The sequence below is a fragment of the Azospirillum aestuarii genome, assembly GCF_016632405.1.
In the GTDB taxonomy this organism is placed as follows: Bacteria; Pseudomonadota; Alphaproteobacteria; order Azospirillales; family Azospirillaceae; genus Azospirillum; species Azospirillum aestuarii.
Genome location: NZ_JAEPIV010000007.1, coordinates 188,546 through 211,179 on the forward strand (window position 1 = coordinate 188,546; position 22,634 = coordinate 211,179).

Here is a 22,634-nt window from a genome sequence, read left to right on the forward strand (position 1 = left end):
GCGAAGGACGACCACCATGGCCACCACCAACACCGACTACGGCAGCAGCTGGAACACGAACCAGACCAAGACGAAGACCGATACTTCCACCAAGACCACCAAGACTGCGGACGAGCAGAAGCTCGACACCGCGGTGAAGGGGCTGGGTGACAATTTCGAGCATTTCCTGAAGCTGCTGACCACGCAGATGCAGAACCAGGACCCGCTGAAGCCCATGGACACGAACGACATGACCAAGCAGCTGGTCGATTTCGCGAACGTGGAGCAGAACATCGGGACCAACAGCCGCCTGGACAAGCTGCTGAAGCTGCAGAACGCCTCGACCAACTCGACCAACCTCGCCTATCTGGGCCGCACGGTCACCTTCGAGGGCGACGGCTTCGATTACACCCAGGGCATGACGGCGGCCCCGCTGGCCTACGAGTTGGAAAAGTCCGCCAAGTCGGTGCGCGTGGACATCCTGGACAGCAAGAACCGCGTCGTCCGGTCGATGACCGGCGAAACCACCGCCGGCACCAAGCATGTCGTGAACTGGGACTTCAAGGACGACGGCGGCAACGCCGTCCAGCCGGGCCAGTACCGCCTGAACATCGCCCCGGTGTCCGAGAAGAAGGACGACATCATCAAGGCAACCCCCTTCACCTTCGGCACGGTCAACGGCATCGGCTCCAACAAGGACGGTGAAACGGTGGTCTCCGTGGGCAGCACCGAGGTCCCGCTGTCGAAACTCACCAAGGTTTATTGAGGGCGGCCTCCCCACCCGCACAGGCGTCCTTCGAAGGCTTGGTCAAAGGCATGGGCATGGGTCCGGATGGGCCTGTGCGCCATGCCTTTTATGCTTAAAACATTAACCCTATCGTTTAGGCTTTTGTTAAGCGGAGAAGGGGTAGGTTACCACCAAATCGTGGAATACACTGCTGATGGTGGAGCGTCCGCGCATGTCATCTCGCGAGCTTGAAATGAGCGACGATGGCTCCAGTGGAGCGTCGGTCATCGGTCCAGCAGGACGGCCGATGACAGAAAATGATCTTCCCCCTCCGGACACCAAGCGCTGGGTCATGCGGCGCAAGGCGGAGGTCGTGGCCGGCGTGCGCTCGGGGCTGATCAGCCTCGAGGAGGCGTGCCGCCGCTACACCCTGTCCGTGGAAGAGTTCCTGTCCTGGCAGCGGCTGATCGACAGCCACGGCATGCGGGGCCTGCGCGCCACGCGGCTGCAGGACTATCGCGGCAACCAGCCACCCCCGTCCGTGCGCAGCCGGATGGCCAGCACCGCCGCCGAATAAGCGACTCTCGCTCGCTGTCCGACCAGACCAGACCAGACCGCCGCAGGCCCGCCCTGCGGCGTCGTTGTTTTGTGTCCCGGCGGCCTTGCAATTTTTACGTGGCAGGTATCGCTTTTGTTCCGGACCTGCAAAGGTTAACGCAAGGCGACGAGATCACCAGTCGCGGGAGCCCACCGACCGATGCGCTATCTCGACGATCTGACCCCTGGCGACCGCTTCACCGGTGGGCCGGTGACCGTGACGGCGGAGGACATCGTCGCCTTCGCGCGGCAGTTCGACCCGCAGCCTTTCCATCTCGACCCCGAGGCGGCGCAGGACAGCGTCTTCGGAGGGTTGGCGGCCAGCGGCTGGCACACCGCCGGGCTGACCATGCGGATGATCGTCACGGGGGACGGCGCGCTGGCCGGCGGCTTCGTCGGGATGGGGGTGGAGGACATCCGATGGCCCAAGCCCACCCGCCCCGGCGACGTGCTGCGCATCGAGAGCGAGATCCTGGAGGTCCGCGCGTCGGCCAAGCGCCCCGACCGCGGCATCGCCCGCGTGCGCACCACCACCCTCAACCAGGACGGCGCGATCGTGCAGCAAATGACCGCGAACCTGCTCGTCCTCCGCCGCCCCGGCGCCGTATCGGAGTGACGACGCACGCGGAGCCCAAAACGCACAAAAGGCCGCCCGAGGGCAGCCCTTTTGTGTGCATCGCTGTCTTGCCGTCTTTCTTTAAGGGAATGGTGGGCGCACAAGGACTCGAACCTTGGACCCGCTGATTAAGAGTCAGCTGCTCTACCAACTGAGCTATGCGCCCATTCCCATCCGGGCATCGGAACGCCCGGCGGCATGAAAGGGTTCCTGGGAACGCCCCCTTTCGGTTCGGCAAGTGATGGTGGGCGCACAAGGACTCGAACCTTGGACCCGCTGATTAAGAGTCAGCTGCTCTACCAACTGAGCTATGCGCCCATCACTTCCCGGTCACACCGGCACTGGCGCCTTCGTCTTTACGTCAGGGGATGCCTGACCGCATCGACTAGGGTTCCTGTCCGGCCAAGCCGTCGTCCCGGCCGGTGTGGCGCGGTTTATAGCGAAGGGTCCGGGGCTTGTCGATACCAAAATGGATAGGGTCGCATTTTTTTGCGGGGCTCGTTCCGGCTCCGCATACACCCTTCTTGGCCGCCCTCTTTGACAGTCGGCCAAGGCCGGCGCTATCACCCTTTCCCAGCGGAAGACGAAGGGATAGGGGATCATGCAGGGCTGGACCGAGGGCTATGTGGGCGGGATCGGCTACATCCACGCCTTCTATCGGGAACTGTCGCCGGCGCTGCTGTCCTTCGCGCTGACCCTGCGCGGCTGGCGGCCCCCGATGGACCTCTCCGGGCCCTTCGCCTGCGCGGAGATCGGCTGCGGCCACGGGGTGAGCAGCGCCGTCCTGGCCGGTTGCCATCCCGACGCCCGGTTCGAGGCGGTGGACTTCAACCCCGGCCACATCGCCGGCGCCCAGCGCCTCGCCGCCGAGGCCGGGCTGGGCAACGCCGCCTTCCTGGAGGAGAGCTTCGCCAATTACGCTCAAGGCGGGGCCAAGGACCTGGACATCGTGACGCTGCACGGCGTCTGGTCCTGGGTCAGCGCGGAGAACCGGGCGATCCTGGTGGATCTGCTGAAGCGGCGGCTGAAGCCCGGCGGGCTGGTCTTCGTCAGCTACAACGCCCTGCCCGGCACGCTCGCCTACATGCCGCTGCGCCGCGTCCTGGTCGAGCACTGCGCCGACCGCACCGGCCCGCTGCCGGAGCGGATCGAGGAGGCCGTGGCCTTCGCCAGCCGCCTGACCGCCCTCAACGCCGGCTGGTTCGCCCAGGCCGACGCGCTGCCGGCGCGGCTGGACTCGCTGAAGCGCAAGTCGCCCAACTACATCGCCCACGAATATCTGAACCGCGACTGGACGGCCTTCTATCACGCCGACGTGGCGCGGGAGCTGGCCGCGGCCAAGCTGGACTTCGCTGGTCCTGCCGTCCCGATGGAGCAGATGGACGAGCTGTCCCTGCCGCCGGACGCCCTGCCCCTGCTGGCCGAGGCGCGCGACCCGGCCTACCGCGAGACACTGCGCGACCTCCTGACCAACCGCGCCTTCCGCCGCGACCTGTTCGTCAAGGGGGCGGAGCGGCTGACCGCGGCGGAGCGGCGGGACCGGCTGCGCGCCACCCGCTTCGCCCTTCTGGTGTCGCCCGACGATCTGCCGGAGGTCGTGCTGGCCCCGGTCGGGCGCGTCCCCCTGCCGCAGGACCTGCACGGCCCGCTGGCCGAGGCGCTGGCCGCCGGCACGCCCACGCTGGCCGAACTGGCCGCCCTCCCCGCCCTGGCGCGCCATGGCGAGGAAGCGGTGCTGCGCGCGCTGATGATCCTGACCAGCCTGGCGCTGGTGGCGCCCGCCTTGCCCGAGGCCGGTCAGGCGGCGCGCGCGCTCCAGGCCGACCGCTTCAATGCCGCGATTCTGGAGCGAAACCGCCGCGACGACACGCTGGACACGCTGGCGTCGCCCGTCCTCGGCTCCGGCGTCGCCTTGTCGCGGCTGGAGGCGCTGTTCCTGCTGGCCCGACGCAACGGCGCCGACCCCACCGCGACCGCCTGGGAGACGCTGTCGGCGGACGGGCTCACCCTGTCACGCGACGGCGCGCGGCTCGACGGGGAGGAAGCGAATGTGGCGGAGTTGCGCGCCCGGTTCGACCGCTTCACCCGGTTGAGGCTGCCCACCCTGCGCCGCCTCGGCGTGGCGTGACGGACAAGCGGCGCGTCAGGTCCGGAACCAGTCGAGGCAGCCGGTCGGCAGCAGCGTGTTGCTGACCAGCAGGGCGCCGTGCCGGTACAGCGCCGTTGGACTGCCCCTCTCGCCCAGGTCGATGGCCCAAAGCTGGCCGGAGGGGTCTTGCCAGACCGTCCGCCCGTCCACCGCCGCCACGGCGGCGAAGACGTCCGGCGCCGTCGTGCCGGGCTTGAACAACACCATCACCGTGGTCACGCCCGGCGGCGGCAGGGCGGCGATCGGCCCGGCGATCAACACCGCCAGCGTCAGGGCGACCGGCGCGGCGCGGCCGCCGCCCGTTCCCCCACCGCTCCGCAGCCGCCAGCCCGCCGCGACGACGGCGACGCCGAAGACGACGAACCACAGCAGGTCCCAGAGCAACGGGTTCGCCGAGTCCATGCGGATGCGGTGGATGCCGAGAATCCAGTGGGACAGGATGCCGTCGAGAAGGTGCCAGACGCCGAAGCCGATCAGCGCGTTGGCGAACATCAGGCGGTCCGCGCCCGGTTCGGCGAAACGGCGCCGGCTCCGCCAGAGCAGCCACAGGCCGCACGCCGCGACGACGTACATCGCCGCGTGGAACAGGCCGTCCGCCAGAATCTGGACGCGGATGTCCCGAACGGCGGAGGACTCGACCGCCGACAGCAGATGGTGCCATTGCAGCACCTGATGCAGCAGGATTCCGTCGAAGAAGCCGCCCAGCGCGAAACCCAGCAGGTATCCCGCCCAGGGAAGCCCCGCTGCCGCCCGTGCCGGTGAGTGAGAATGCGCCGCGTCGGTGGACATGGCCCGACAACCGCCGCACGCGCGGGCGGGTTCCCGATTCGGCGTCCGAACGGCGGAGGGCTCCTCAGCCGCCGACCAGCCCGGCCTCGTCCGCCGCGCGGTCGAACTGGAGCGCCGCGAGGCGGGCGTAGAGGCCGCCCTCGCGGACCAGCTCGGCGTGACGCCCGGTGGCGACGACGCGCCCCTGCTCCATCACCACGATCCGGTCGGCGTTCAGGACGGTCGCCAGCCGGTGGGCGATGATGATCGTGGTGCGCCGGGTCATCAGCTTGTCCAGGGCATCCTGCACCATGCGCTCGCTCTCCGCGTCGAGAGCGCTGGTCGCCTCGTCGAGCAGCAGCACCGGCGGGTCGCGCAGGATGGCCCGCGCGATGGACAGGCGCTGGCGCTGACCGCCGGACAGCCGCACGCCCTTCTCGCCCAGGAAGGTGTCCAGCCCCTCGGGCAGCGCCTGCAGGAACTCCAGCGCGTGGGCGGCCTCGGCGGCGGCGAGCACCTCGTCGTCGCTGGCGTCCGGGCGCCCGTAGCGGATGTTCTCCCAGGCGTTGGCGGAGAAGACCACCGGGTCCTGCGCCACGAGGCCGAGCCGCCGCCGCACCTCCACCGGGTCGGCGTCGCGGACGTCCACCCCGTCCAGGGTGACCGCCCCGGCCTGCGGGTCGTAGAAGCGCAGCAGAAGCTGGAACACCGTCGATTTGCCGGAGCCCGACGGGCCGACCAGGGCCACCGTCTCCCCCGGCTCGATCTCCAGCGAGAAATCCTTGAGCGCCGCCCAGTCCGGGCGGGACGGGTAGTGGAAGCGCACGTCGCGGAAGGACAGCGCCCCCTGCGCCGGTTCCGGCAGGGCGCGCGGGTTGGCCGGGGCGCGGATTTCCGGTTCGGTGTCCAGCAGGTCGAACAGCCGCTCCGTGGCGCCGGCGGCGCGCTGGAGGTCGCCGGCCACCTCGCTGATCGCCCCGACCGAGCCGGCGACGACCACTGAATAGATGACGAAGGCCGAGAGCTGGCCCACCGTCAGCCGGCCGGCCAGCACGTCGTGCCCGCCGATCCACAGGATCAGGCCGACCGAGCCGAACACCAGCACGATGACGATCATCGTCATGATGGCCCGCACCGTCACCCGCCGCCGGGCGGTGGCGAAGGCGTCCTCCACCCGCGCCCCGAACAGGCTGCGGTCGATGGTCTCGTGCGTGTAGGCCTGCATCGTGCGGATGGCGCCCAACGTCTCCTCGACGAAGGAGCCGAGGTTGGCGATCTTGTCCTGGCTGGCCCGCGACAGGGTGCGCACCCGTCGCCCCAGGATGATGATCGGCAGGATGACCACCGGCACGCCCAGGAACACCAGCCCGGCCAGCTTCGGCGAGGTCACCAGCAGCATCGCCGTGCCGCCCACGAACATCAGCGTGTTGCGCAGCGCGATCGAGACGGAGGAGCCGACCACGACCTGAAGCACCTCGGTGTCGGTGGTCAGGCGCGTCAGGATCTCGCCGGTCTTGGTGGTCTCGAAGAAGCCGGGGGAGAGTTTCACAACGTGGTTGTAGACGGCGCGGCGGATGTCGGCCACCACCCGCTCGCCGATCCAGCTCACCAGATAGAAGCGCCCGAAGGTCGAGGCGGCCATCAGCACGATGACCAGCAGCAGAACCAGGAGCGCCCGGTCGAGCAGCGCCGAATCGCCCGCGACGAAACCCTGGTCCACCAGGACCCGCATCCCCTGCCCCAGCCCCAGAACGGTCCCGGCGGCCACGGTCAGGGCCAGGACGGCGCCCATGACTTGCAGCCGGTACGGCCACAGGAAGGGAAACAGCCGGCGCAGCGGCGACAGGTTGCGGCGGCGCGGCGCGGCGGAAGGCGTCCCTTCGGACACCGGATCGGACTTCAAGGAATGACGGGACACCGGGGCTCCCCAGCGGTCAGGACGGGCGGCGGGACGATGTGCGGATGGTGCACGGGGGCAAACCCGGCATATAGCAAGGGGGGGGCCTATGAACAAGGTATGGTGTGACCGCCGGATTGAACCGCAGAGGCATGGAGACACGGAGATCCGGCAGGCGGCGCCCCGTTCCAAAACCGCTCCAATCCTCTGTCCCTTTGTGTCTCCATGGTGGATAATGCGGCGGCACACCGAAGCGGCGGGGGTTCGGAACCACCCGCTTTTCGGGCGCAGGAACGCGGTTGCATCATGCCGCATGCTTTGCTATAGACCGCGCTCGCTTTGCAGGAACCCCGGCCATGAAGACTGATATCCATCCCGACTACCACGAGATCAACGTGGTGATGACCGACGGCAGCACGTTCAAGACCCGCTCCACGATGGGCAAGCCGGGCGATACGCTGCGCCTCGACATCGACCCGAAGTCGCACCCGGCTTGGACCGGCGTGCAGAAGCTGCTGGACACGGGCGGCCAGATCGCCAAGTTCAACAAGCGCTTCGCGAACTTCGGCCTGAAGAAGTAATCTTCTTCGTCCGCAAAACGAAAAGGGGCGTCCGGTTCGCCGGGCGCCCTTTTCGCGTTTGCGGCTTTTGATGAGGCCGGTCGTCAGCCGGCCATCGCCACCGCGTCGCGGGCGCGCTCGTCCAGCCGGGCGACGCGCATGTAGAGCCGGTGGCTGCGCTCCAGAAGGCTGCGCAGACCGTCCGGAAGCTGCTCGTTGTCGGGGCCGGAGGGATCGGTGCAGATGTCTCCGCCCGACAGGGCGAAATCGTCGCTCGCCGCCTGCTCGCGGGTCATTTCCCCGGCATGGACGGCTTTCTGCGCCAGCAACCAGGCCATGACCTGGGTCAGGCGGCTGGTCACCCGCATCGATTCGTACGAGATCTGAAGCCGGACATGGGGCGGCAGCGCCCGATGGCTGGCGGCGTCATGATAGGCGATGTAGTTGCGCGCCTCGATCAGCAGCGCCATCGTCTCATCATAAGTCCCGTTGAAGAAGGTCGGTGTTTCCATCACGGCCGTACCCCTCCCGCGGCCGGATGGCCCGATTCCGAGCCTCGGCGCAACTGATTAACAATCGATGAGTGGTTATGGACCCCCGTCGTCCGCCCTATGGACGGTGGCGGCGCGGCCCGGCGATTTTCGAAAAGCGCCCTCTTGAACGCTGAGGGCACTCGCTTATCTGTCGCGGTGTCGGCGGACGCCCAGTTGGGGTTCGCCGGAACCGCAAGCCGGGGGACCGACGATGATCGTGGTCTCCGATCGCTGTATCGCTCATTTGGAGGATATGTCATGCGCTCCTACGACCTTTCGCCCCTGTTCCGTTCGACCGTCGGGTTCGACCGCCTCTCGCGTCTCCTGGAGAACGCGATGACCGGCGACGAGGCCGCCGCGTCCTACCCGCCCTACAACATCGAGAAGACGGGCGACGACGCTTACCGGATCACCATGGCCGTCGCCGGCTTTGGCCCGGAGGACCTGGAGATCACCGCTCAGCAGAACTCTTTGGTGGTCACAGGGAAAGCTAAGAAGGAACAGGAGACCGGCCAATTCCTCTACCGGGGTATTGCCGGCCGCGCTTTCGAGCGCCGCTTTCAGCTTGCCGACTTCATCAAGGTGGGCAACGCCAACCTGCTGAACGGGCTGCTCCACATCGATCTGGTGCGCGAGGTGCCGGAAACGATGAAGCCGCGGACCATTCAGATCGGCTCCAACGGCACGGCGAAGCCCGCGCTGACCCAGCAGGCCGCGTAACCGCAAGGCACGGCGCGTCATGCGTCCACGGGGCGCCCCGGGAAACCGGGGCGCCGTTTTTGCGTTCGTAGCGAATCCTTGCCGCCCCTGTCATGGGCCGCTCCTGTCACGCGCCTCCCATGACCCGGCCCGGCGGCAAGGCCACGGTCACCGTGGTTCCCTGCCCCGGCGCGCTGTCGATGCGCAGCGTGCCGCCATGCGCCTCGACCAGCCGTTTGGAAATGGACAAGCCGAGCCCCATTCCCTCGTAGCGCCGCGTCATCGACTGATCGACCTGCACGAAGGGGGTCATCGCCTTCGGCAGATCCTCCGCCGCGATGCCGATGCCGGTGTCCGTCACCGACAGTTCCAGCCCACCGTCGCCGCCGCGGTGCGCGCGGACAAGGGCGGCTTCGCCGGGATTGGAGAATTTCACGGCGTTCGACAGCAGGTTCACCAGCACCTGCCGCAGGCGCAGCGCATCGCCGAACAGCACCGGCAGACCATCCTCCAGCTCGATGCGGATCGGCACGCCGCGCTTGCCCGCCTGGATGGCGACGAGGTTCAGCGCCTCCCCCACCAAGTCGGACGGGGCGACGGGAGTTTCGTTCAGCCGCAGCCCACCGGCCTCGATGGTCGTGATGTCCAGGATGTCGTCGATGATCGCCAGAAGATGCTCGCCCGACTGGCGGATCGAGCCGGCGTAGTCGATGTAGCGGTCCACCTCTCCGGCGCCGAGCAGCCGCATCTCGATCACCTGGGCGAAACCGATGACCGCGTTCAGCGGGGTCCGCAGCTCATGGCTCATGATCTGGAGGAAGGTCGACTTGGCGCGATCCGCCGATTCGGCGGCTTCCTTCGCGGCGATCAGGTCGCCTTCGGTCCGCTTGCGCGCGGTGATGTCGCGGATGATGCCGGTGAAGACGCGGCGCCCACCCGTTTCGACCGCGCTGACCGACAACTCGATGGGGAAGCGGCCGCCGTCACCGCACCGCACCGCCACGGCCTCCCGCACGGCCCCGGCCCCGTGGGCCTCGCGGCCCGGCTGGTAAACGGCCAGCCCACCATCCTGAAGCAGCCCGACGATGTCCGGGATCAGCCGGTCGATCCGGCTCCACAGCATGTCCGCCGCCGGAATGCCGAACATCACCTCCGCCGCCGGGTTGAAGCTGTGGACGATGCCCTCCCCGTCCATGGTGACGATGGCGTCGGCGGCGGCGTCGACGATGGCGTTGGTCCGGGCCTCCGCCATCAGCAGGGCGTCGGCGGTCCGCACATATTCGGTCATGTCGGTCAGCGTGCCGACGCAGCCCTGCACCCGCCCGTCCGCGCCGGTCAGCGGCGACCCCTGGCACAGGGCGAAGGTGACCGCGCCATCGGCCCCGCAGAACCGGAGATTCAGCAGAACCGGCAGGCCCGACGTCATGGCCTGCGCCCACTCCGCCTCCAGCCGGGATCGGTCGTCCGGATGCAGAGACGCGCGCCAGGAATGGCCGGACAAGGCATCGGGAGACAGGCCGGCGATGGCGGCAAAGCGCGGGTTGGCAGAGACGATGCCACCGTCCCGATCCGTCTGGAAAATGCCGACCGGGGCGGAGCGGGCCAGCGTCTGGTAGAGCGTTTCGCTCGCCCGCAGCCGCTGTTCGGCCTCCACCCGGTCGGTCACGTCACGGGCGTTGACGATGATCCCCCGGACGTCGGGGTCGTCCAGCCGGCTTTGCGCCGTCGTCTCCACCTGGCGCCACCCGCCCGCCGCGTGGCGCACCCGGCAGAGGAACGGGCCGTCGGCCTCGGTGCTCATCCCGCGGCCGCAGCGGGCGAGACGCCGGGCGGCCTCCTCCCGGTCGTCCGGATGCACGCAATCCAGGGCGGGCGTCCCCATCAGCGCCTCCGGCGGGGTGCCCAGCACCCGAAGGCACGCGCTTCCCACATCGATGAACCGACCCTCCGGCGACAACACGGCGACGATGTCGCTGGCGTTGGCCATCAGGGCATGAACATACCGCTCAAGACTCCGCACAGAACACCATTCCACATTGCCGCTCCAATGCAGAACAGTAAGACGCCAATCCGTTAACGATTCATGACGCCATTGTAGTCAACGAAGGAACAACAGGCTTAGCGCGCAGAGAATCGAGCCGCAAAGGCATCTGTGGTTGCGTCTGGAGCTTCTGTCATAACCATATGGCCTATGCCGGACAGCTGGATGACTTCAGAACCACCGACTTTGGCGGCAAGCGCCTTACCGGATTTCGCCGGGGTCATACGATCGACTCCGCCCAGCAGGAACAGCGCCGGGCAGGACACCGCCGCCGCCGCCTCGCCGCCGCGGACATAGGCGTTGCAGGCGCCCAGATCGACGCCAAGCACGCCGGGGCGGGCCCGCTGCATCAGTCGCCGCCCGCCGGGCACCAGCGACAGGCCCGGAGCCGACGCGCCGCCGACATGCCCGCGCGGTCCATGCCCCCAGCCGACGACCAGCTCGATCGCGGACGGATCGTTCAGCGCCGCCGCGGCCAGCAGATCCGGATGCACCGGCATCGTCTCCGCCACGCCCAGCAGGGCCAGCGACTCAACACGGTCGCCATGCCGCGCCGCGGTTTCCAAAGCCACCAGGGCGCCCATCGAATGGCCGGCGAGCGCCGCCTTGGCCAAACCCGCCGCGTCCAGAAGCGCCGCGATCCAGTCCGCCAGTTTCTCGATGGAGGGGAGCGGCGCCCCGCCGGACCGGCCATGGCCCGGCAGGTCCACCGCCAGGACCGACCGCCCGTGATGGGCGAGGTAGCGGCTTTGCAGGCTCCACACCGTGTGGTCCATACCGGCGCCGTGGATCAGCACCAGCGCCGGCCGGGCCGGGTCGAAAGGCCGCCCGCCGGTGTGGGCGTAGACGGCTTGGCCGTTGACGGTCAGGTCCATGGCAGCCTCCTCACGCTTTCGTCGCGGCGCGCAGCGCCTGGCGCAGATCGTCGATCAGGTCGTCGCAATCCTCCAGCCCGATGGACAGGCGGATCATGTCCTCCCCCACCCCGGCGGCGGCGAGCGCCTCGGCGTCGAGCTGGGCGTGGGTGGTGCTGGCCGGATGGATGACCAGCGACTTGGCGTCGCCGACGTTGGCGAGGTGGGAGAACAGCGCCAGCTTCTCGATGAAGCGCCGCCCAGCCTCCCGCCCGCCCTTGATCCCGAAGGAGACGATGGAGCCGGCGCCGTGCGGCAGCAGCTGGGCGCGCAGCCGATGGTCTGGATGGTCGGGCAGTTCCGGATGGGTGACCCAGGCGACGCTGCCATTCTCCGCATAAGCCTCCGATTCGAGGAAGCCCAGAACCTTGCGGGTGTTATGGATGTGGCCCTTCATGCGCAGCGGCAGGGTTTCCACCCCCTGGAGGATCTGGAAGGCGTTCATCGGACTCATGCAGGCGCCGAAGTCGCGCAGGCCCTCCGCGCGGGCGCGCATGACAAAGGCCGCCGGCCCGTACTCCTCGGCGAAGTCGATGCCGTGATAGCCGGCGTAGGGCTCGGTCAGGGTCGGGAACTTGCCGGACGCTTCCCAGTCGAAGGTGCCGCCGTCGATCACCACCCCGCCGATGGCGACGCCGTGCCCGGCCAGCCATTTGGTGCAGGAATGCATGACCAGATCGGCGCCGAAATTCAGCGGCTTGCACAGATAGGGCGTGACGAAGGTCGCATCGACCATCAGCGGCAGCCCGGCCTCATGCGCGACGGCGGACAGGCTGGGGATGTCGAGCACCTCCAGCCCCGGATTGCCCAGCACCTCGCCGAACAGCAGCCGCGTCTCCGGCCGGATGGCCGCGCGGAAGCCGTCGAGGTCGCGCGGATTCACGAAGGTCGTGGTGATGCCGAATCGCGGCAGCGTGTAGGCCAGCAGGTTGCGGCTGCCGCCGTAGATCGAGGAGGAGGCGACGATGTGCCCGCCCGCGTCCATCAGCGTCATGATGGCGAGCGTCAGCGCCGCCTGGCCGCTGGCCGTGCAGACCGCGCCGACACCGCCATCCAGAGCCGCCAGCCGCTCCTCCAGCACCGCCACCGTGGGGTTGGAGATGCGGGAATAGATGTGGCCCGGCCGTTCCAGGTTGAACAGAGAGGCGGCGTGGTCGGTGTCGTCGAAGACGTAGGACGTGGATTGATAGATCGGCACCGCCCGCGCCCCGGTGGCCGGGTCGGGCCGCTGGCCGGCGTGCAGGCTCAGCGTGTCGAACTTGAGGAACTTGGCGTCGGCCATTCCCTTTCCCCCTGAAAAGGTAAGGGCCGCCCGTGGTGCGAGCGGCCCTCTGCTGCTTCGTTTTTATTGCCTGCCCTGCTCAACTCGGTGAGCTGATTTGCGGCGAGGGTATGGCTGGATGACGCAAAGGTCAAGTAGTGGCTTTCCGAAAGTTGCCTCGGATTTTGAAGCAATTTACTCCACCCCGACCATCGTCTCCTCGGCCAGCCAGTCCACCACCTGGGCCAGGGCTTCCCAGCCGGTGGCGCCCTGCTCCAGCGCCTCGCGGTAGATGGCCACCTGACGGTGGGCGCTGGTGCCGCGGCGGATGATGTCGCGGGCGTTGGCGACCTCTGCCACGCAGTCGAAGCGCTCCGCGTCCTCGCGGGTCAGCTCGATCAGCTCCTCCATCAGGTCGGCGTAGGGAACGATGGTGCCGCGCCCGAAATCGACCAGCCCCTCGTCGAGGCCGTAGCGCTGGGCGCGCCAGCGGTTCTCGCCGATCAGCAGATTCTTGTAGGGCCGCCACGTCACGTTCGTCAGCCGCAGCCGCCACAGCATCCGCAGCAGGCAGCGGAACAGCGCCGCCACCGTCACCGCGTCGTCCAGCCGGGTGCAGACGTCGGTGATCCGCATCTCCAGCGTCGGGAAGCGCTGGGACGGCCGGATGTCCCACCACAGCTTGCTCGCGTCCTCGATGATGCCGGCGTTGACCAGGACGTTCACCTGCTGCTGGTACTCGCCGAAGCTCTGGAAGCTGTCGGGCATGCCGGTGCGCGGCAGCTCGTTCCACACCGCCAGCCGGTAGGATTTCCGCTGCATGTCCTGCCCCCGCCAGAAGGGCGAGGAGGTGGACAGCGCCAGCAGATGCGGCAGGAAATAGCGGACCTGATTCATCAGGTCGATGCGCAGGTCGTCGTCCTCGATCCCGACATGGACGTGCATGCCGCAGATCATCAGACGCCGCGCCGGCGCGCCCAGGTCGCGGGCCAGCATGTTGTAGCGGTCGCGGTTGGTGTGCTTCTGCGGCTCCCACGCGGCGAAGGGATGGGTGGAGGCCGCGATGGGCGCCAGATTGTGGGCGCGGGCCACCCCGGCCACTGTCGCGCGCAGCCGCGCCAGTTCGGCCCGCGCCTCCGTCAGGGTGGTACAGACCGGCGTGCCGACCTCGATCTGGCAGCGCAGGAATTCCGGATGGATCTGGCCCGGCGCCTGCTCCTGGCAGGCCTCCAGCATTTCGTCCGGTGGGTTGCGCGCGATGTCCCGCGAGCTGCGGTCCACCAGCAGATACTCTTCCTCAAGCCCCAGCGTGAAGGCCGGCTCCATGAACGCTCACTCCCGCGGGAACAGTTTGATCTGGTAGAGGCCGGGGTCGGCCAGGATGGGCTCCAGCGCATCGCCCAGCACCGTCGCCCACAGCTCCGCCCCCTCCGCCGTGGCGATCAGGTCCTGGCGCACCTCGACCAGGACGTTGGGCAGCCCGGCGGGAGTCGCATGGGCCTCCACCGTGCCGCCCAGGGTGGTCCGGCCCGAATAGGGCTCGTTGTCGCCGACGCACCAGCGCCCGTCGGCGCGCAGCCGCGCGATCATCGGAATCGGGATGCGCGGGTCGTGGTCCCACAGGATGCCGACGTGCCAGGGCCGGGCGACGCCGCGCATCGCGGGCGTGAAGCTGTGGATCGACAGCAGCACCGGCACCTGCCCGCGCTCCCGCCGCCGGGCGACCTCGGCGGCGACCGCCGCGTGATAGGGCCGGAAGATGGCGTCGACCCGGCGCTCCTCCTCCGCCCGGTCCAAGGCCCGATTGCCGGGGATCACCACATCGTCGCTGACCACCGGGATCGCCGTGGGATCGTCCAGCGCACGGTTCGGGTCGATCACCAGCCGCGAATAGCCGGACAGCACCGCCGCCGCGCCGAACCGCTCCGACAGCCGCCGCGTCACCTCCGCCGCGCCGATGTCGTAGGCGATGTGCCGGCACAGGTTCGCCTCGTCCAGCCCCAGCGTCCCCAAAGCCTTCGGAATGGCGCGCGCGGCGTGGTCGCACAGCAGCAGGACCGGGCTGTCCGACTCCGGGCGCAACACGGCGACCGGCGGCGGATCGTCGGGACCCAGCAACGGCGCGGCGGGCGCCGCGCGCGGCGGCGAGGGCATCGTCACCGGGCGGGGGTGTTCGGCGGGCTTGCAGGGGGATCGCTGCGTCATGATGGCACAGTATTGCAGGGTCTCGGTCGCAGCGGAAGTTCCCGCCGGCTGGTCCCCAAGGCAACGGTCCGGCGGCGCGGATGATCCCGGCGGAGCGGCGTTGTCTCACAATACGGGCCTTCCGCAGGTGAGCCATGCGGCCGGCGGCCGTGGCGCGTGCAGGTTGCGTCCGTTATAACGGACGCCATGCCGGACGCCAGCACACTCGCCCCCGCCGCGCGCGCCGACTCGGCGCAGCGGATCGCGCTGATCGCCCTTCTGACCGGTGCGCTGGGAATCGCCTTCGCTCCGATCTTCGTGCGCCTGTCCGAACTGGGGCCGAGCGCCACCGCCTTCTGGCGGCTCGCCTTCGCGATCCCGGCCCTGTGGGTCTGGATGGCGGTGGAGCCGAAGGGGGGCGCGCGGTCGCGCAAGCCTTCCTCACTGGCCGACTACGCCCGGCTGACCGCGGCGGGCCTGTTCTTCGCCGGCGACCTCGCCATCTGGCACTGGTCGATCCGCTACACCTCTGTCGCAAACTCCACGCTGCTCGCGAACTTCGCGCCGATCTTCGTGACGTTGGTGTCCTGGCTGGTGTTCAAGGAGCGGTTCAGCCGGACCTTCCTGATGGGGCTCGCGCTGGCGCTGTGCGGGGCCGTCGTGCTGATGGGGCAGAGCCTGAAGCTGAGCCCGGACCATTTGTTTGGCGATGCCCTCGGCCTGCTGACCGCGGTCTTCTACGGCGGCTATATCCTCGCGGTGGGCCGGCTGCGGGCGGAGTTCTCCACCGCCACCATCATGACCTGGAGCGGAGTCGTCACCGGCCTCGCCCTGCTGCCCATCGCCCTGCTGTCGGGGGAAAGCCTGATCGCCGGATCGCTCGGTGGCTGGGCCGTGCTGCTAGGGCTCGCCCTGGTCAGCCATGCCGGCGGCCAGAGCCTGATCACCTACGCGCTGGCCCATCTGCCCGCCGCCTTCTCCTCCGTCAGCCTGCTGCTCCAGCCGGCGGCGGCGGCGGTGCTGGCCTGGGCGCTGCTGGCCGAGCCGCTCGGCGCGTTCCAGGCGATCGGGGGCGCTGTGGTCCTGGCCGGCATCCTGATGGCCCGCCGCGGGAGCCGATGAGGCGCCTCCGACGATGCGGGCCATACGCCGCCGTCCGGATGCGAGTTGACGTGATTTGCCCGACTCGGGTACGACCTATCACCGATTGCTGATGAAAGGGCATGCCACCGTGTCCGACACCGAAGAACCCCACCACGTACCGGCCTCCTCCCAGCGCATTTCCGAATGGGTGGCGGAGCGGATTCTCGAACGGATCGCCCGCGGCGAACTCGTTCCGGGAGAGCGCCTGCCCGGCGAGCGCCAGCTTGCGGAGCAGCTCCACGTCAGCCGGGTCTCGGTGCGCGCGGCCCTGCAAAAGCTGAAGACGCAGGGCTTCCTGACCGCCGTCCAGGGCGGCGGCACGCGCGTGGTGTCCTCCGCGGGCGCCATGGACGGTGCACTGACCGAGATGGTCCGCGTGAAGCACGCCAATCTCTGCGACCTCGTGGAGATCCGGCAGGCCCTGGAAAGCTGGGCGGCCCGGCGCGCCACCGAACGCGCGACCCAGGAGCAGATCGACCACATCGGGCGGGTCCTCGCCGCGATGGGCGAGACCGGCCGCGACGGCAAGCAGGCCGCCGACGACATGGACTTCCATCTCGCTGTCGCCCAGGCGGCGGGAAGCCCGGTCTACCTGCACCTGCTGGCGACCATCCGCGACATCCTCGGCCAGATGATGGAGTACCATCACACCGAGCCCTTCGCGTTGGGCCGCGAGGCGCTGATGATCGACCATCACCGTGCCATCTACGACGCCATCAGGCGCCGCGATGCCGATGCCGCCGCCGTTGCGGCCACCGATCACCTCGGCTGGGTGCTAGACCGCTACAACGACTTGAGCCGGAAGGCGGAAGACCTCTCACGCCCGGACACCGACGCCGCTCCGTAACACCGGGCGGCGCCACCGGAGAGGACCGCCCTCCCCGCTCCGCCATCAGGGCATGGAAAAAGCCGCGGGGTCCGAAGACACCCGCGGCTTTTCCTTTTCCGCCGATCGCGGCAATCCCGGTCATGCGGCCCGGTCAGGCCGCCAGGATGCCTTCGATCTGCTTGGTCACGTCGTCGATCTCGGCCATGCCGTCCACCGTCTTCAGAACGCCGCGGCTCTGATAGTAGGGAAGGATCGGCGCGGTCTGCTCGTGATACTGGGCGAGGCGGGTCTTCACCGTGTCCGCGTTGTCGTCGGCCCGGCGCTTGAACTCCGTGCTGCCGCAGACATCGCAGACGCCATCGACCTTCGGCTTCTCGAAGACGTCGTGGTAGCCCTTGCCGCACTTGGCGCAGGTGTAACGACCGGTGATGCGCTCCACCAGGATGTCGTCCACAACCTTCATCTCGATCACGTGATCGAGCTTCAGCCCCTTGTCCGACAGCATGGTGTCCAGCGACTCGGCCTGGGCGACCGTGCGCGGGAAACCATCGAGGATGAAGCCGTTGGCGACATCCGGCTTGGAAATGCGCTCAGCGATGATTTTGACCATCAGCTCGTCCGGCATCAATTTGCCGGCGGACATGATGTCCTTCGCCTGCTGCCCAAGCGGACCACCCTCGGCGACCATCGCGCGAAGCATGTCGCCCGTGGAAAGCTGGACGAGTCCGCGCGTGTCTTCGAGCCGCCGCGCCTGGGTCCCCTTCCCGGCGCCCGGCGGTCCGAGCAGAATGAGATTCATTACTTTCTCCCCCGAAGCTTCGCTTTTTTAATCAGCCCCTCATACTGGTGGGCCAGCAGATGGGAATGAATCTGCGCGACCGTGTCCATCGTCACCGTGACCACGATCAGCAGGCTGGTGCCGCCAAAATAGAACGGAACCGAATGCTGGGAAATCAGGATTTCGGGGAGGAGACAAACCGCCACAAGGTAGGCCGAACCGATCACCGTCAACCGGGTCAGCACGTAGTCGATGTAGTCCGCGGTGTTCTTGCCCGGACGGATGCCGGGAATGAAACCGCCATACTTACGCAGGTTCTCGGCCGTGTCCGCGGGGTTGAAGACGATGGCCGTGTAGAAGAAGCAGAAGAAGATGATCAGCGCCGAATACAGGATCATGTAGAGCGGCGTACCGTGCGCCAAATAGCGCGAGACGGCCTGCAGCCACTCCGGACCCTCGCCGCCCGCGAAGCCGACCGCGGTCAGCGGCAGCAGCAGCAGCGACGACGCGAAGATCGGCGGGATGACGCCCGAGGTGTTCAGTTTCAGCGGCAGGTGCGACGCTTCGCCGCCGAACACGCGGTTGCCCATCTGCCGCTTCGGATACTGGATCAGCAGCCGGCGCTGCGCGCGCTCCATGAACACGATGAAGAACACGACGCCCACCGCCATCAGCAGCAGGAAGACGATGAACAGCGTGGACAGAGCGCCGGTGCGGCCCAGCTCCAACGTGCTGACGAGAGCGCGCGGCAGCTCGGCGACAATGCCGGCGAAGATGATGAGGGAGATGCCGTTGCCGATGCCGCGGGCGGTGATCTGCTCGCCCAGCCACATCAGGAACATCGTGCCGCCGACCAGCGTGATGACCGTCGCGATCTTGAAGAACAGCCCCGGCTCGGGAACCGCGGCGCCGGATGCGCCGGTCATCGCCTCAAGCCCCACCGCCAAGCCCCAGGCCTGCACGGTCGCCAGCAGCACCGTGCCGTAGCGGGTGTACTGGTTCAGCTTCTTGCGACCCGACTCGCCCTCCTTCTTCAGCGCTTCCATCTGCGGCGACACCGCGGTCAGAAGCTGCACGATGATGGAGGCCGAAATGTACGGCATGATGTTGAGCGCGAAGATCGTCATGCGGTGCAGCGCGCCGCCGGCCAGCATATCGAACATGCCGAGGATGCCCCCGCCCTGCTGCCGGAAAATATCGGCCAGGATCTGCGGGTTGACGCCCGGAATCGGGATGTAGGTGCCCAGGCGGTAGATGATCAAGGCACCAAGGGTGAACCAGATCCGCTTCTTCAGCTCGGTCGCCTTGGAGAAGGCCCCGAAATTAATGTTCGCGGCAAGCTGCTCGGCCGCTGATGCCATGGGTCGTATCCCTGTCCCTAATGCACGAACGGGGCGGTCCTGCAGGATGCAGGCCGCCCCTCGCAACTTCGCTTCATTTAGTGCCGGAAGATGCCCGCGCGCAAGCGCGGGCTTCCGATCACTCGGCGGCTTCGGCGGCGGACGCGGTCAGCGTGACGCTGCCACCCGCCTTCTCGACCGCTTCCACAGCCGACTTGGAGGCGCCGGCCACGGTGAAGCTGGCCTTCGTCGTCAGGGCGCCCTTGCCCAGCAGACGGATGCCATCCTTCTTCACCTTGCCGGTGACGCCCGCCGCTTCCAGGGCCACCGCGTCGATGGTCTGGCTGGCGTCGAGCTTGCCGGCGTCGATGAACTTCTGGACCAGGCCCAGGTTCACGACCGAGTATTCCTTCGCGAAGATGTTGCGGAAACCGCGCTTCGGAAGGCGGCGGTGAAGGGGCATCTGGCCGCCTTCAAAGCCGTTGATGGCCACGCCGGTGCGCGAGGTCTGACCCTTGACGCCACGGCCGCCGGTCTTGCCCTTGCCCGAACCGATACCGCGGCCGACGCGCATGCGCTCCTTACGGGCACCGGGGTTGTCCCGGAGATCGTTCAGCTTCGTCATGGGTTCAGCCCTCGTTCTCGACGCGGACCAGGTGCGCGACCTTGGCGATCATGCCCCGCACGGCCGGAGTGTCCTCCAGCTCGCGGGTCCGGTGCAGCTTGTTGAGACCCAGACCGACCAGCGTCTCGCGCTGGTCGTGCTTACGACCGATCGGGCTGCCGGTCTGGGTGACGATGACGGTCTTCTTCTCGGCCATGATCAAGCCTCCTGCGCACCGGCGGCGCCGGTTTCACGCTTGCCGAGGATGTCGCTCACACGACGGCCGCGGCGGGCGGCGACGCTGCGCGGGCTGGAAACCTGCGACAGCGCGTCGAAGGTCGCCTTGATCATGTTGTGCGGGTTGGAGGTGCCGATGGACTTCGTCACCACATCCTGCACACCCAGGGCCTCGAAGATCGCGCGCATCGGACCGCCGGCGATGATGCCGGTACCGGCCGGAGCGGTGCGCAGCACGACCTTGCCGGCACCGAAGTGACCGTTGGAGTCGTGGTGCAGCGTGCGGCCTTCGCGGAGCGGAACGCGGATCATGCCGCGCTTCGCCTGGTCGGTCGCCTTGCGGATCGCCTCCGGCACCTCACGGGCCTTGCCCGATCCGACGCCGACGCGGCCCTTGCCGTCACCGACCACCACCAGGGCGGCGAAGCCGAAGCGACGGCCGCCCTTCACAACCTTGGCGACGCGGTTGATGCCGACGAGCTTTTCGATCAGCTCGCTCTCTTCCCGGTCGCGATCGCGCGGCTGCCGATCACGGTCGCTCCGCTCGCCTCTTTCACGTGCCATTTCGGAGCCTCCTTAGAACGACAGCCCGCCCTCGCGGGCGGCGTCAGCCAGGGCCTTGACCCGGCCGTGGTAAATGTAGCCACCACGGTCGAACACGACCTCGGTGACGCCAGCCGCCTTGGCGCGCTCAGCGATGAGCGCACCGATCTTCTGGGCGGCTTCGACGTTCCCACCGTGCTTGAGCTGCTCGCGCAGCTCTTTTTCCACGGACGAGGCCGAGGCGACCGTGCGGCCGTTCTCGTCGTCGATGATCTGGGCGTAGATGTGCAGATTGGACCGGAAAACCGAGAGGCGAGCCCGCCCGCCGGCCTTCTTGGCAATCTGCGCGCGCACGCGCTGCTTGCGGCGCTCGTGGAGTTGCTTTGGCTTGAGCATGGCGGACCTTACTTCTTCTTGCCTTCCTTGCGGATGAGCGTCTCGGTCTCGTACTTGATGCCCTTGCCCTTGTAGGGCTCCGGCTTCTTCCAACCGCGGATCTCCGCGGCGACTTGACCGACCTTTTGCTTGTCGAAGCCCGACACCGAGATCGCGGTGGGCTTATCACACTTGATGGTGATGCCCTCCGGAATCGGGTACTTGACGTCGTGCGAGTAGCCGAGCTGCATGACCAGCTCCTTGCCCTGCACGGCGGCACGGTAACCGACGCCGTTGATCTCGAGGTTGATGGTGAAGCCCTGGTTGACGCCCGTGACCATGTTGTTGATCAGGGTGCGCGAGGTTGCCCACATGACGCGGGCGCGCTTGCTGTCGTTCGCCGGGGCCACCACGACCTTGCCGTCTTCCAGCTTGGCCGTGATGTCGTCGATGAGGGTCAGGCTGAGCGAACCCAGCTTGCCCTTGGCCGACACCTGCTGGCCGTTGACGGAGACGTCAACACCAGCCGGAACCGGCACGGGATGCTTTCCAATGCGCGACATCGAAGGGTCCCCCTTAGAACACGCGGCAGAGGACTTCACCGCCGACGTTGGCGGCGCGGGCCTCATTGTCCGACATCACGCCGCGCGGCGTGGAGAGGATCGCGATGCCGAGGCCGTTGAAGACGCGGGGCAGATCGGTGATCTTCGAATAGACGCGGCGGCCGGGCTTCGACACACGGGCGATCTGCTTAATCACAGGCTCGCCTTCGTGATACTTCAGCTCGATCTTCAGGTTCTTGATGCCGGGGCGCAGTTCCTCCTCGGAGTAACCGCGGATGTAACCCTCGCGCTTGAGAACCTCAAGCACGTTGCTGCGCAGCTTCGACGCCGGGCTCTGCACAACAGACATACGGGCGTGCTGACCGTTGCGAATACGGGTCAGCATATCGCCGAGCGGATCGCTCAAAGACATTCTCCGACCCTCCTTACCAGCTCGACTTCGTCATGCCCGGAATCTGACCAGTCGAGGCCAGATCGCGGAGCGCGACGCGCGACAGCTTGAACTTGCGATAGAACGCCCGCGGACGGCCGGTCATTTCGCAGCGGTTGCGGATGCGCACCTTCGACGAGTTGCGCGGCAGCTCAGCCAGCTTGAGGCGGGCGGCGAACTGCTCTTCCGGCGGGAGGGAGCGATCGGAGGCGATGGCCTTCAGGCGGGCACGCTTGTTGGCGAATTGCTTCACCAGCTTGGTGCGACGCTTGTTCTTCTCGATGGCACTGGTCTTAGCCATGGGGTCGTGCTCCAGCCAATCAGGCCACAAACGGCATGTCGAAGGCCTTCAGGAGAGCCTTGGCCTCCTTGTCGGTCTTCGCCGAGGTGACGAAAATGATGTCCATGCCGCGGATCTGATCGATCTTGTCGTAGTCGATCTCCGGGAAAATGATCTGCTCCTTCACGCCCATGGCATAGTTGCCACGGCCGTCGAAGCTGTTGCCGGGGATGCCGCGGAAGTCGCGGACACGCGGCAACGCGATCGTGACCAGGCGATCCAGGAACTCGTACATGCGGTCACGGCGGAGCGTGACCTTGCACCCGATCGCCATGCCCTCACGCAGCTTGAACTGCGCGATCGACTTGCGGGACTTCGTGACGATCGGCTTCTGGCCGCTGATCGCCGTCAGTTCGCTCACCGCATTCTGGATCTTCTTGGAGTCGCCGACAGCCTCGCCGACACCCATGTTGATGACGATCTTCTCGATCCGCGGAACTTCCATGTCGTTCGCATAGCCGAACTCAGCCTTGAGCGCGGCGCGGATCTTGGAGTCGTACACTTCCTTCAAACGTGCAGCCATTGGT

At 67.6% G+C, this 22,634-nt stretch carries 26 protein-coding genes and 2 tRNA genes; 8 read left to right on the forward strand and 20 right to left on the reverse strand.

All coding sequences use genetic code 11. From position 1 onward, the window contains the following. The first annotated feature begins 16 nt into the window (after nt 1–16). The 3 genes from JJL56_RS15590 (at nt 17) to JJL56_RS15600 (ending at nt 1,919) form a co-directional block, all read left to right on the forward strand. Nucleotides 17–745, forward strand: a complete 729-nt coding sequence (locus JJL56_RS15590; RefSeq protein ID WP_145626365.1) for a flagellar hook assembly protein FlgD — start codon at nt 17–19, stop codon at nt 743–745. Nucleotides 746–959: 214 nt separating this feature from the next. Continuing rightward, the gene (sciP, locus tag JJL56_RS15595) at nt 960–1,283 is read left to right on the forward strand and encodes a CtrA inhibitor SciP (RefSeq protein ID WP_051657784.1); all 324 of its coding nucleotides are present in this window, start codon (nt 960–962) and stop codon (nt 1,281–1,283) included. Between the two features lie 180 nt (nt 1,284–1,463). Further along, nucleotides 1,464–1,919 (forward strand): MaoC family dehydratase, encoded by a 456-nt coding sequence (locus tag JJL56_RS15600; protein ID WP_200485581.1) that lies wholly within the window; start codon nt 1,464–1,466, stop codon nt 1,917–1,919. A 90-nt stretch (nt 1,920–2,009) separates the two neighbouring features. Here the strand turns inward: JJL56_RS15600 and JJL56_RS15605 are convergent. Both JJL56_RS15605 and JJL56_RS15610 read right to left on the reverse strand, forming a co-directional pair. Continuing rightward, nucleotides 2,010–2,085: transfer RNA gene (locus tag JJL56_RS15605), tRNA-Lys, on the reverse strand. Between the two features lie 76 nt (nt 2,086–2,161). Next, nucleotides 2,162–2,237 (reverse strand) — tRNA-Lys (locus JJL56_RS15610). A gap of 283 nt (nt 2,238–2,520) precedes the next feature. On the opposite strand from JJL56_RS15610, the gene JJL56_RS15615 reads away from it, so the two are divergent. Then, nucleotides 2,521–4,047: a class I SAM-dependent methyltransferase gene (locus tag JJL56_RS15615; protein WP_200485582.1), complete on the forward strand. Its 1,527-nt coding sequence runs from the start codon at nt 2,521–2,523 to the stop codon at nt 4,045–4,047. 15 nt (nt 4,048–4,062) lie between these two features. On the opposite strand, the gene JJL56_RS15620 is transcribed toward JJL56_RS15615, so the two are convergent. Together JJL56_RS15620 and JJL56_RS15625 are read right to left on the reverse strand one after the other, a co-directional pair. After that, on the reverse strand, nt 4,063–4,857 hold the full coding sequence (locus tag JJL56_RS15620; protein ID WP_200485583.1) for a DUF2243 domain-containing protein: 795 nt from the start codon (nt 4,855–4,857) through the stop codon (nt 4,063–4,065). 64 nt (nt 4,858–4,921) lie between these two features. Next, a complete protein-coding gene (locus tag JJL56_RS15625; RefSeq protein ID WP_345772584.1) occupies nt 4,922–6,754 on the reverse strand; it encodes an ABC transporter transmembrane domain-containing protein in 1,833 nt (610 codons plus the stop codon). A 335-nt stretch (nt 6,755–7,089) separates the two neighbouring features. Between JJL56_RS15625 and rpmE the strand changes: the two genes are divergently transcribed. Further along, nucleotides 7,090–7,314 carry a 50S ribosomal protein L31 gene (gene rpmE, locus JJL56_RS15630; protein ID WP_145626362.1) on the forward strand — a complete coding sequence of 75 codons (225 nt, stop codon included), beginning with the start codon at nt 7,090–7,092 and terminating at the stop codon, nt 7,312–7,314. A gap of 83 nt (nt 7,315–7,397) precedes the next feature. Here the strand turns inward: rpmE and JJL56_RS15635 are convergent, their stop codons facing one another. Continuing rightward, the gene (locus JJL56_RS15635) at nt 7,398–7,805 is read right to left on the reverse strand and encodes a DUF1465 family protein (protein WP_145626361.1); all 408 of its coding nucleotides are present in this window, start codon (nt 7,803–7,805) and stop codon (nt 7,398–7,400) included. 279 nt (nt 7,806–8,084) lie between these two features. Here JJL56_RS15635 and JJL56_RS15640 point away from each other — a divergent pair, with 279 nt between their 5' ends. Further along, nucleotides 8,085–8,546, forward strand: coding sequence for an Hsp20 family protein (locus JJL56_RS15640; protein ID WP_145626360.1), 462 nt, complete (start codon nt 8,085–8,087; stop codon nt 8,544–8,546). A 106-nt stretch (nt 8,547–8,652) separates the two neighbouring features. Here JJL56_RS15640 and JJL56_RS15645 read toward each other — a convergent pair whose 3' ends face one another. The 5 genes from JJL56_RS15645 to JJL56_RS15665 form a co-directional block, all read right to left on the reverse strand. After that, the gene (locus JJL56_RS15645) at nt 8,653–10,560 is read right to left on the reverse strand and encodes a sensor histidine kinase (protein ID WP_345772585.1); all 1,908 of its coding nucleotides are present in this window, start codon (nt 10,558–10,560) and stop codon (nt 8,653–8,655) included. Nucleotides 10,561–10,643: 83 nt separating this feature from the next. After that, nucleotides 10,644–11,441 (reverse strand): alpha/beta fold hydrolase, encoded by a 798-nt coding sequence (locus JJL56_RS15650; RefSeq protein ID WP_145626358.1) that lies wholly within the window; start codon nt 11,439–11,441, stop codon nt 10,644–10,646. Between the two features lie 10 nt (nt 11,442–11,451). After that, the gene (locus JJL56_RS15655; RefSeq protein WP_200485585.1) at nt 11,452–12,762 is read right to left on the reverse strand and encodes an O-acetylhomoserine aminocarboxypropyltransferase; all 1,311 of its coding nucleotides are present in this window, start codon (nt 12,760–12,762) and stop codon (nt 11,452–11,454) included. A gap of 174 nt (nt 12,763–12,936) precedes the next feature. After that, a complete protein-coding gene (locus JJL56_RS15660) occupies nt 12,937–14,067 on the reverse strand; it encodes a carboxylate-amine ligase (protein ID WP_145626356.1) in 1,131 nt (376 codons plus the stop codon). A 6-nt stretch (nt 14,068–14,073) separates the two neighbouring features. After that, nucleotides 14,074–14,946, reverse strand: a complete 873-nt coding sequence (locus JJL56_RS15665; RefSeq protein WP_145626355.1) for an N-formylglutamate amidohydrolase — start codon at nt 14,944–14,946, stop codon at nt 14,074–14,076. Nucleotides 14,947–15,132: 186 nt separating this feature from the next. Between JJL56_RS15665 and JJL56_RS15670 the strand changes: the two genes are divergently transcribed. Next, on the forward strand, nt 15,133–16,047 hold the full coding sequence (locus tag JJL56_RS15670) for a DMT family transporter (protein WP_145626354.1): 915 nt from the start codon (nt 15,133–15,135) through the stop codon (nt 16,045–16,047). 109 nt (nt 16,048–16,156) lie between these two features. Continuing rightward, nucleotides 16,157–16,915 (forward strand): FadR/GntR family transcriptional regulator, encoded by a 759-nt coding sequence (locus JJL56_RS15675; protein WP_103041394.1) that lies wholly within the window; start codon nt 16,157–16,159, stop codon nt 16,913–16,915. Between the two features lie 133 nt (nt 16,916–17,048). Here the strand turns inward: JJL56_RS15675 and JJL56_RS15680 are convergent, their stop codons facing one another. The 10 genes from JJL56_RS15680 to rplE form a co-directional block, all read right to left on the reverse strand. Beyond that, nucleotides 17,049–17,696 carry an adenylate kinase gene (locus JJL56_RS15680; RefSeq protein WP_200485586.1) on the reverse strand — a complete coding sequence of 216 codons (648 nt, stop codon included), beginning with the start codon at nt 17,694–17,696 and terminating at the stop codon, nt 17,049–17,051. After that, nucleotides 17,696–19,036, reverse strand: coding sequence for a preprotein translocase subunit SecY (gene secY, locus JJL56_RS15685; protein ID WP_145626352.1), 1,341 nt, complete (start codon nt 19,034–19,036; stop codon nt 17,696–17,698). Before secY ends, JJL56_RS15680 begins: the two co-directional genes overlap by 1 nt. Nucleotides 19,037–19,154: 118 nt before the next feature. Beyond that, nucleotides 19,155–19,640 carry a 50S ribosomal protein L15 gene (gene rplO / locus JJL56_RS15690; protein WP_014241021.1) on the reverse strand — a complete coding sequence of 162 codons (486 nt, stop codon included), beginning with the start codon at nt 19,638–19,640 and terminating at the stop codon, nt 19,155–19,157. Between the two features lie 4 nt (nt 19,641–19,644). Next, on the reverse strand, nt 19,645–19,836 hold the full coding sequence (rpmD, locus tag JJL56_RS15695; protein ID WP_014241022.1) for a 50S ribosomal protein L30: 192 nt from the start codon (nt 19,834–19,836) through the stop codon (nt 19,645–19,647). Between the two features lie 2 nt (nt 19,837–19,838). Further along, nucleotides 19,839–20,420, reverse strand: a complete 582-nt coding sequence (gene rpsE, locus JJL56_RS15700; protein WP_035675037.1) for a 30S ribosomal protein S5 — start codon at nt 20,418–20,420, stop codon at nt 19,839–19,841. 12 nt (nt 20,421–20,432) lie between these two features. Further along, nucleotides 20,433–20,795 carry a 50S ribosomal protein L18 gene (rplR, locus tag JJL56_RS15705; RefSeq protein WP_014241024.1) on the reverse strand — a complete coding sequence of 121 codons (363 nt, stop codon included), beginning with the start codon at nt 20,793–20,795 and terminating at the stop codon, nt 20,433–20,435. 8 nt (nt 20,796–20,803) lie between these two features. Beyond that, nucleotides 20,804–21,337 carry a 50S ribosomal protein L6 gene (gene rplF, locus JJL56_RS15710; protein ID WP_014241025.1) on the reverse strand — a complete coding sequence of 178 codons (534 nt, stop codon included), beginning with the start codon at nt 21,335–21,337 and terminating at the stop codon, nt 20,804–20,806. Nucleotides 21,338–21,350: 13 nt separating this feature from the next. After that, nucleotides 21,351–21,749, reverse strand: a complete 399-nt coding sequence (rpsH, locus tag JJL56_RS15715) for a 30S ribosomal protein S8 (RefSeq protein ID WP_035675041.1) — start codon at nt 21,747–21,749, stop codon at nt 21,351–21,353. A gap of 13 nt (nt 21,750–21,762) precedes the next feature. Continuing rightward, the gene (gene rpsN, locus JJL56_RS15720; RefSeq protein ID WP_145626351.1) at nt 21,763–22,068 is read right to left on the reverse strand and encodes a 30S ribosomal protein S14; all 306 of its coding nucleotides are present in this window, start codon (nt 22,066–22,068) and stop codon (nt 21,763–21,765) included. 19 nt (nt 22,069–22,087) lie between these two features. Beyond that, nucleotides 22,088–22,630: a 50S ribosomal protein L5 gene (gene rplE, locus JJL56_RS15725; RefSeq protein ID WP_094303024.1), complete on the reverse strand. Its 543-nt coding sequence runs from the start codon at nt 22,628–22,630 to the stop codon at nt 22,088–22,090. Nucleotides 22,631–22,634: the final 4 nt, after the last annotated feature.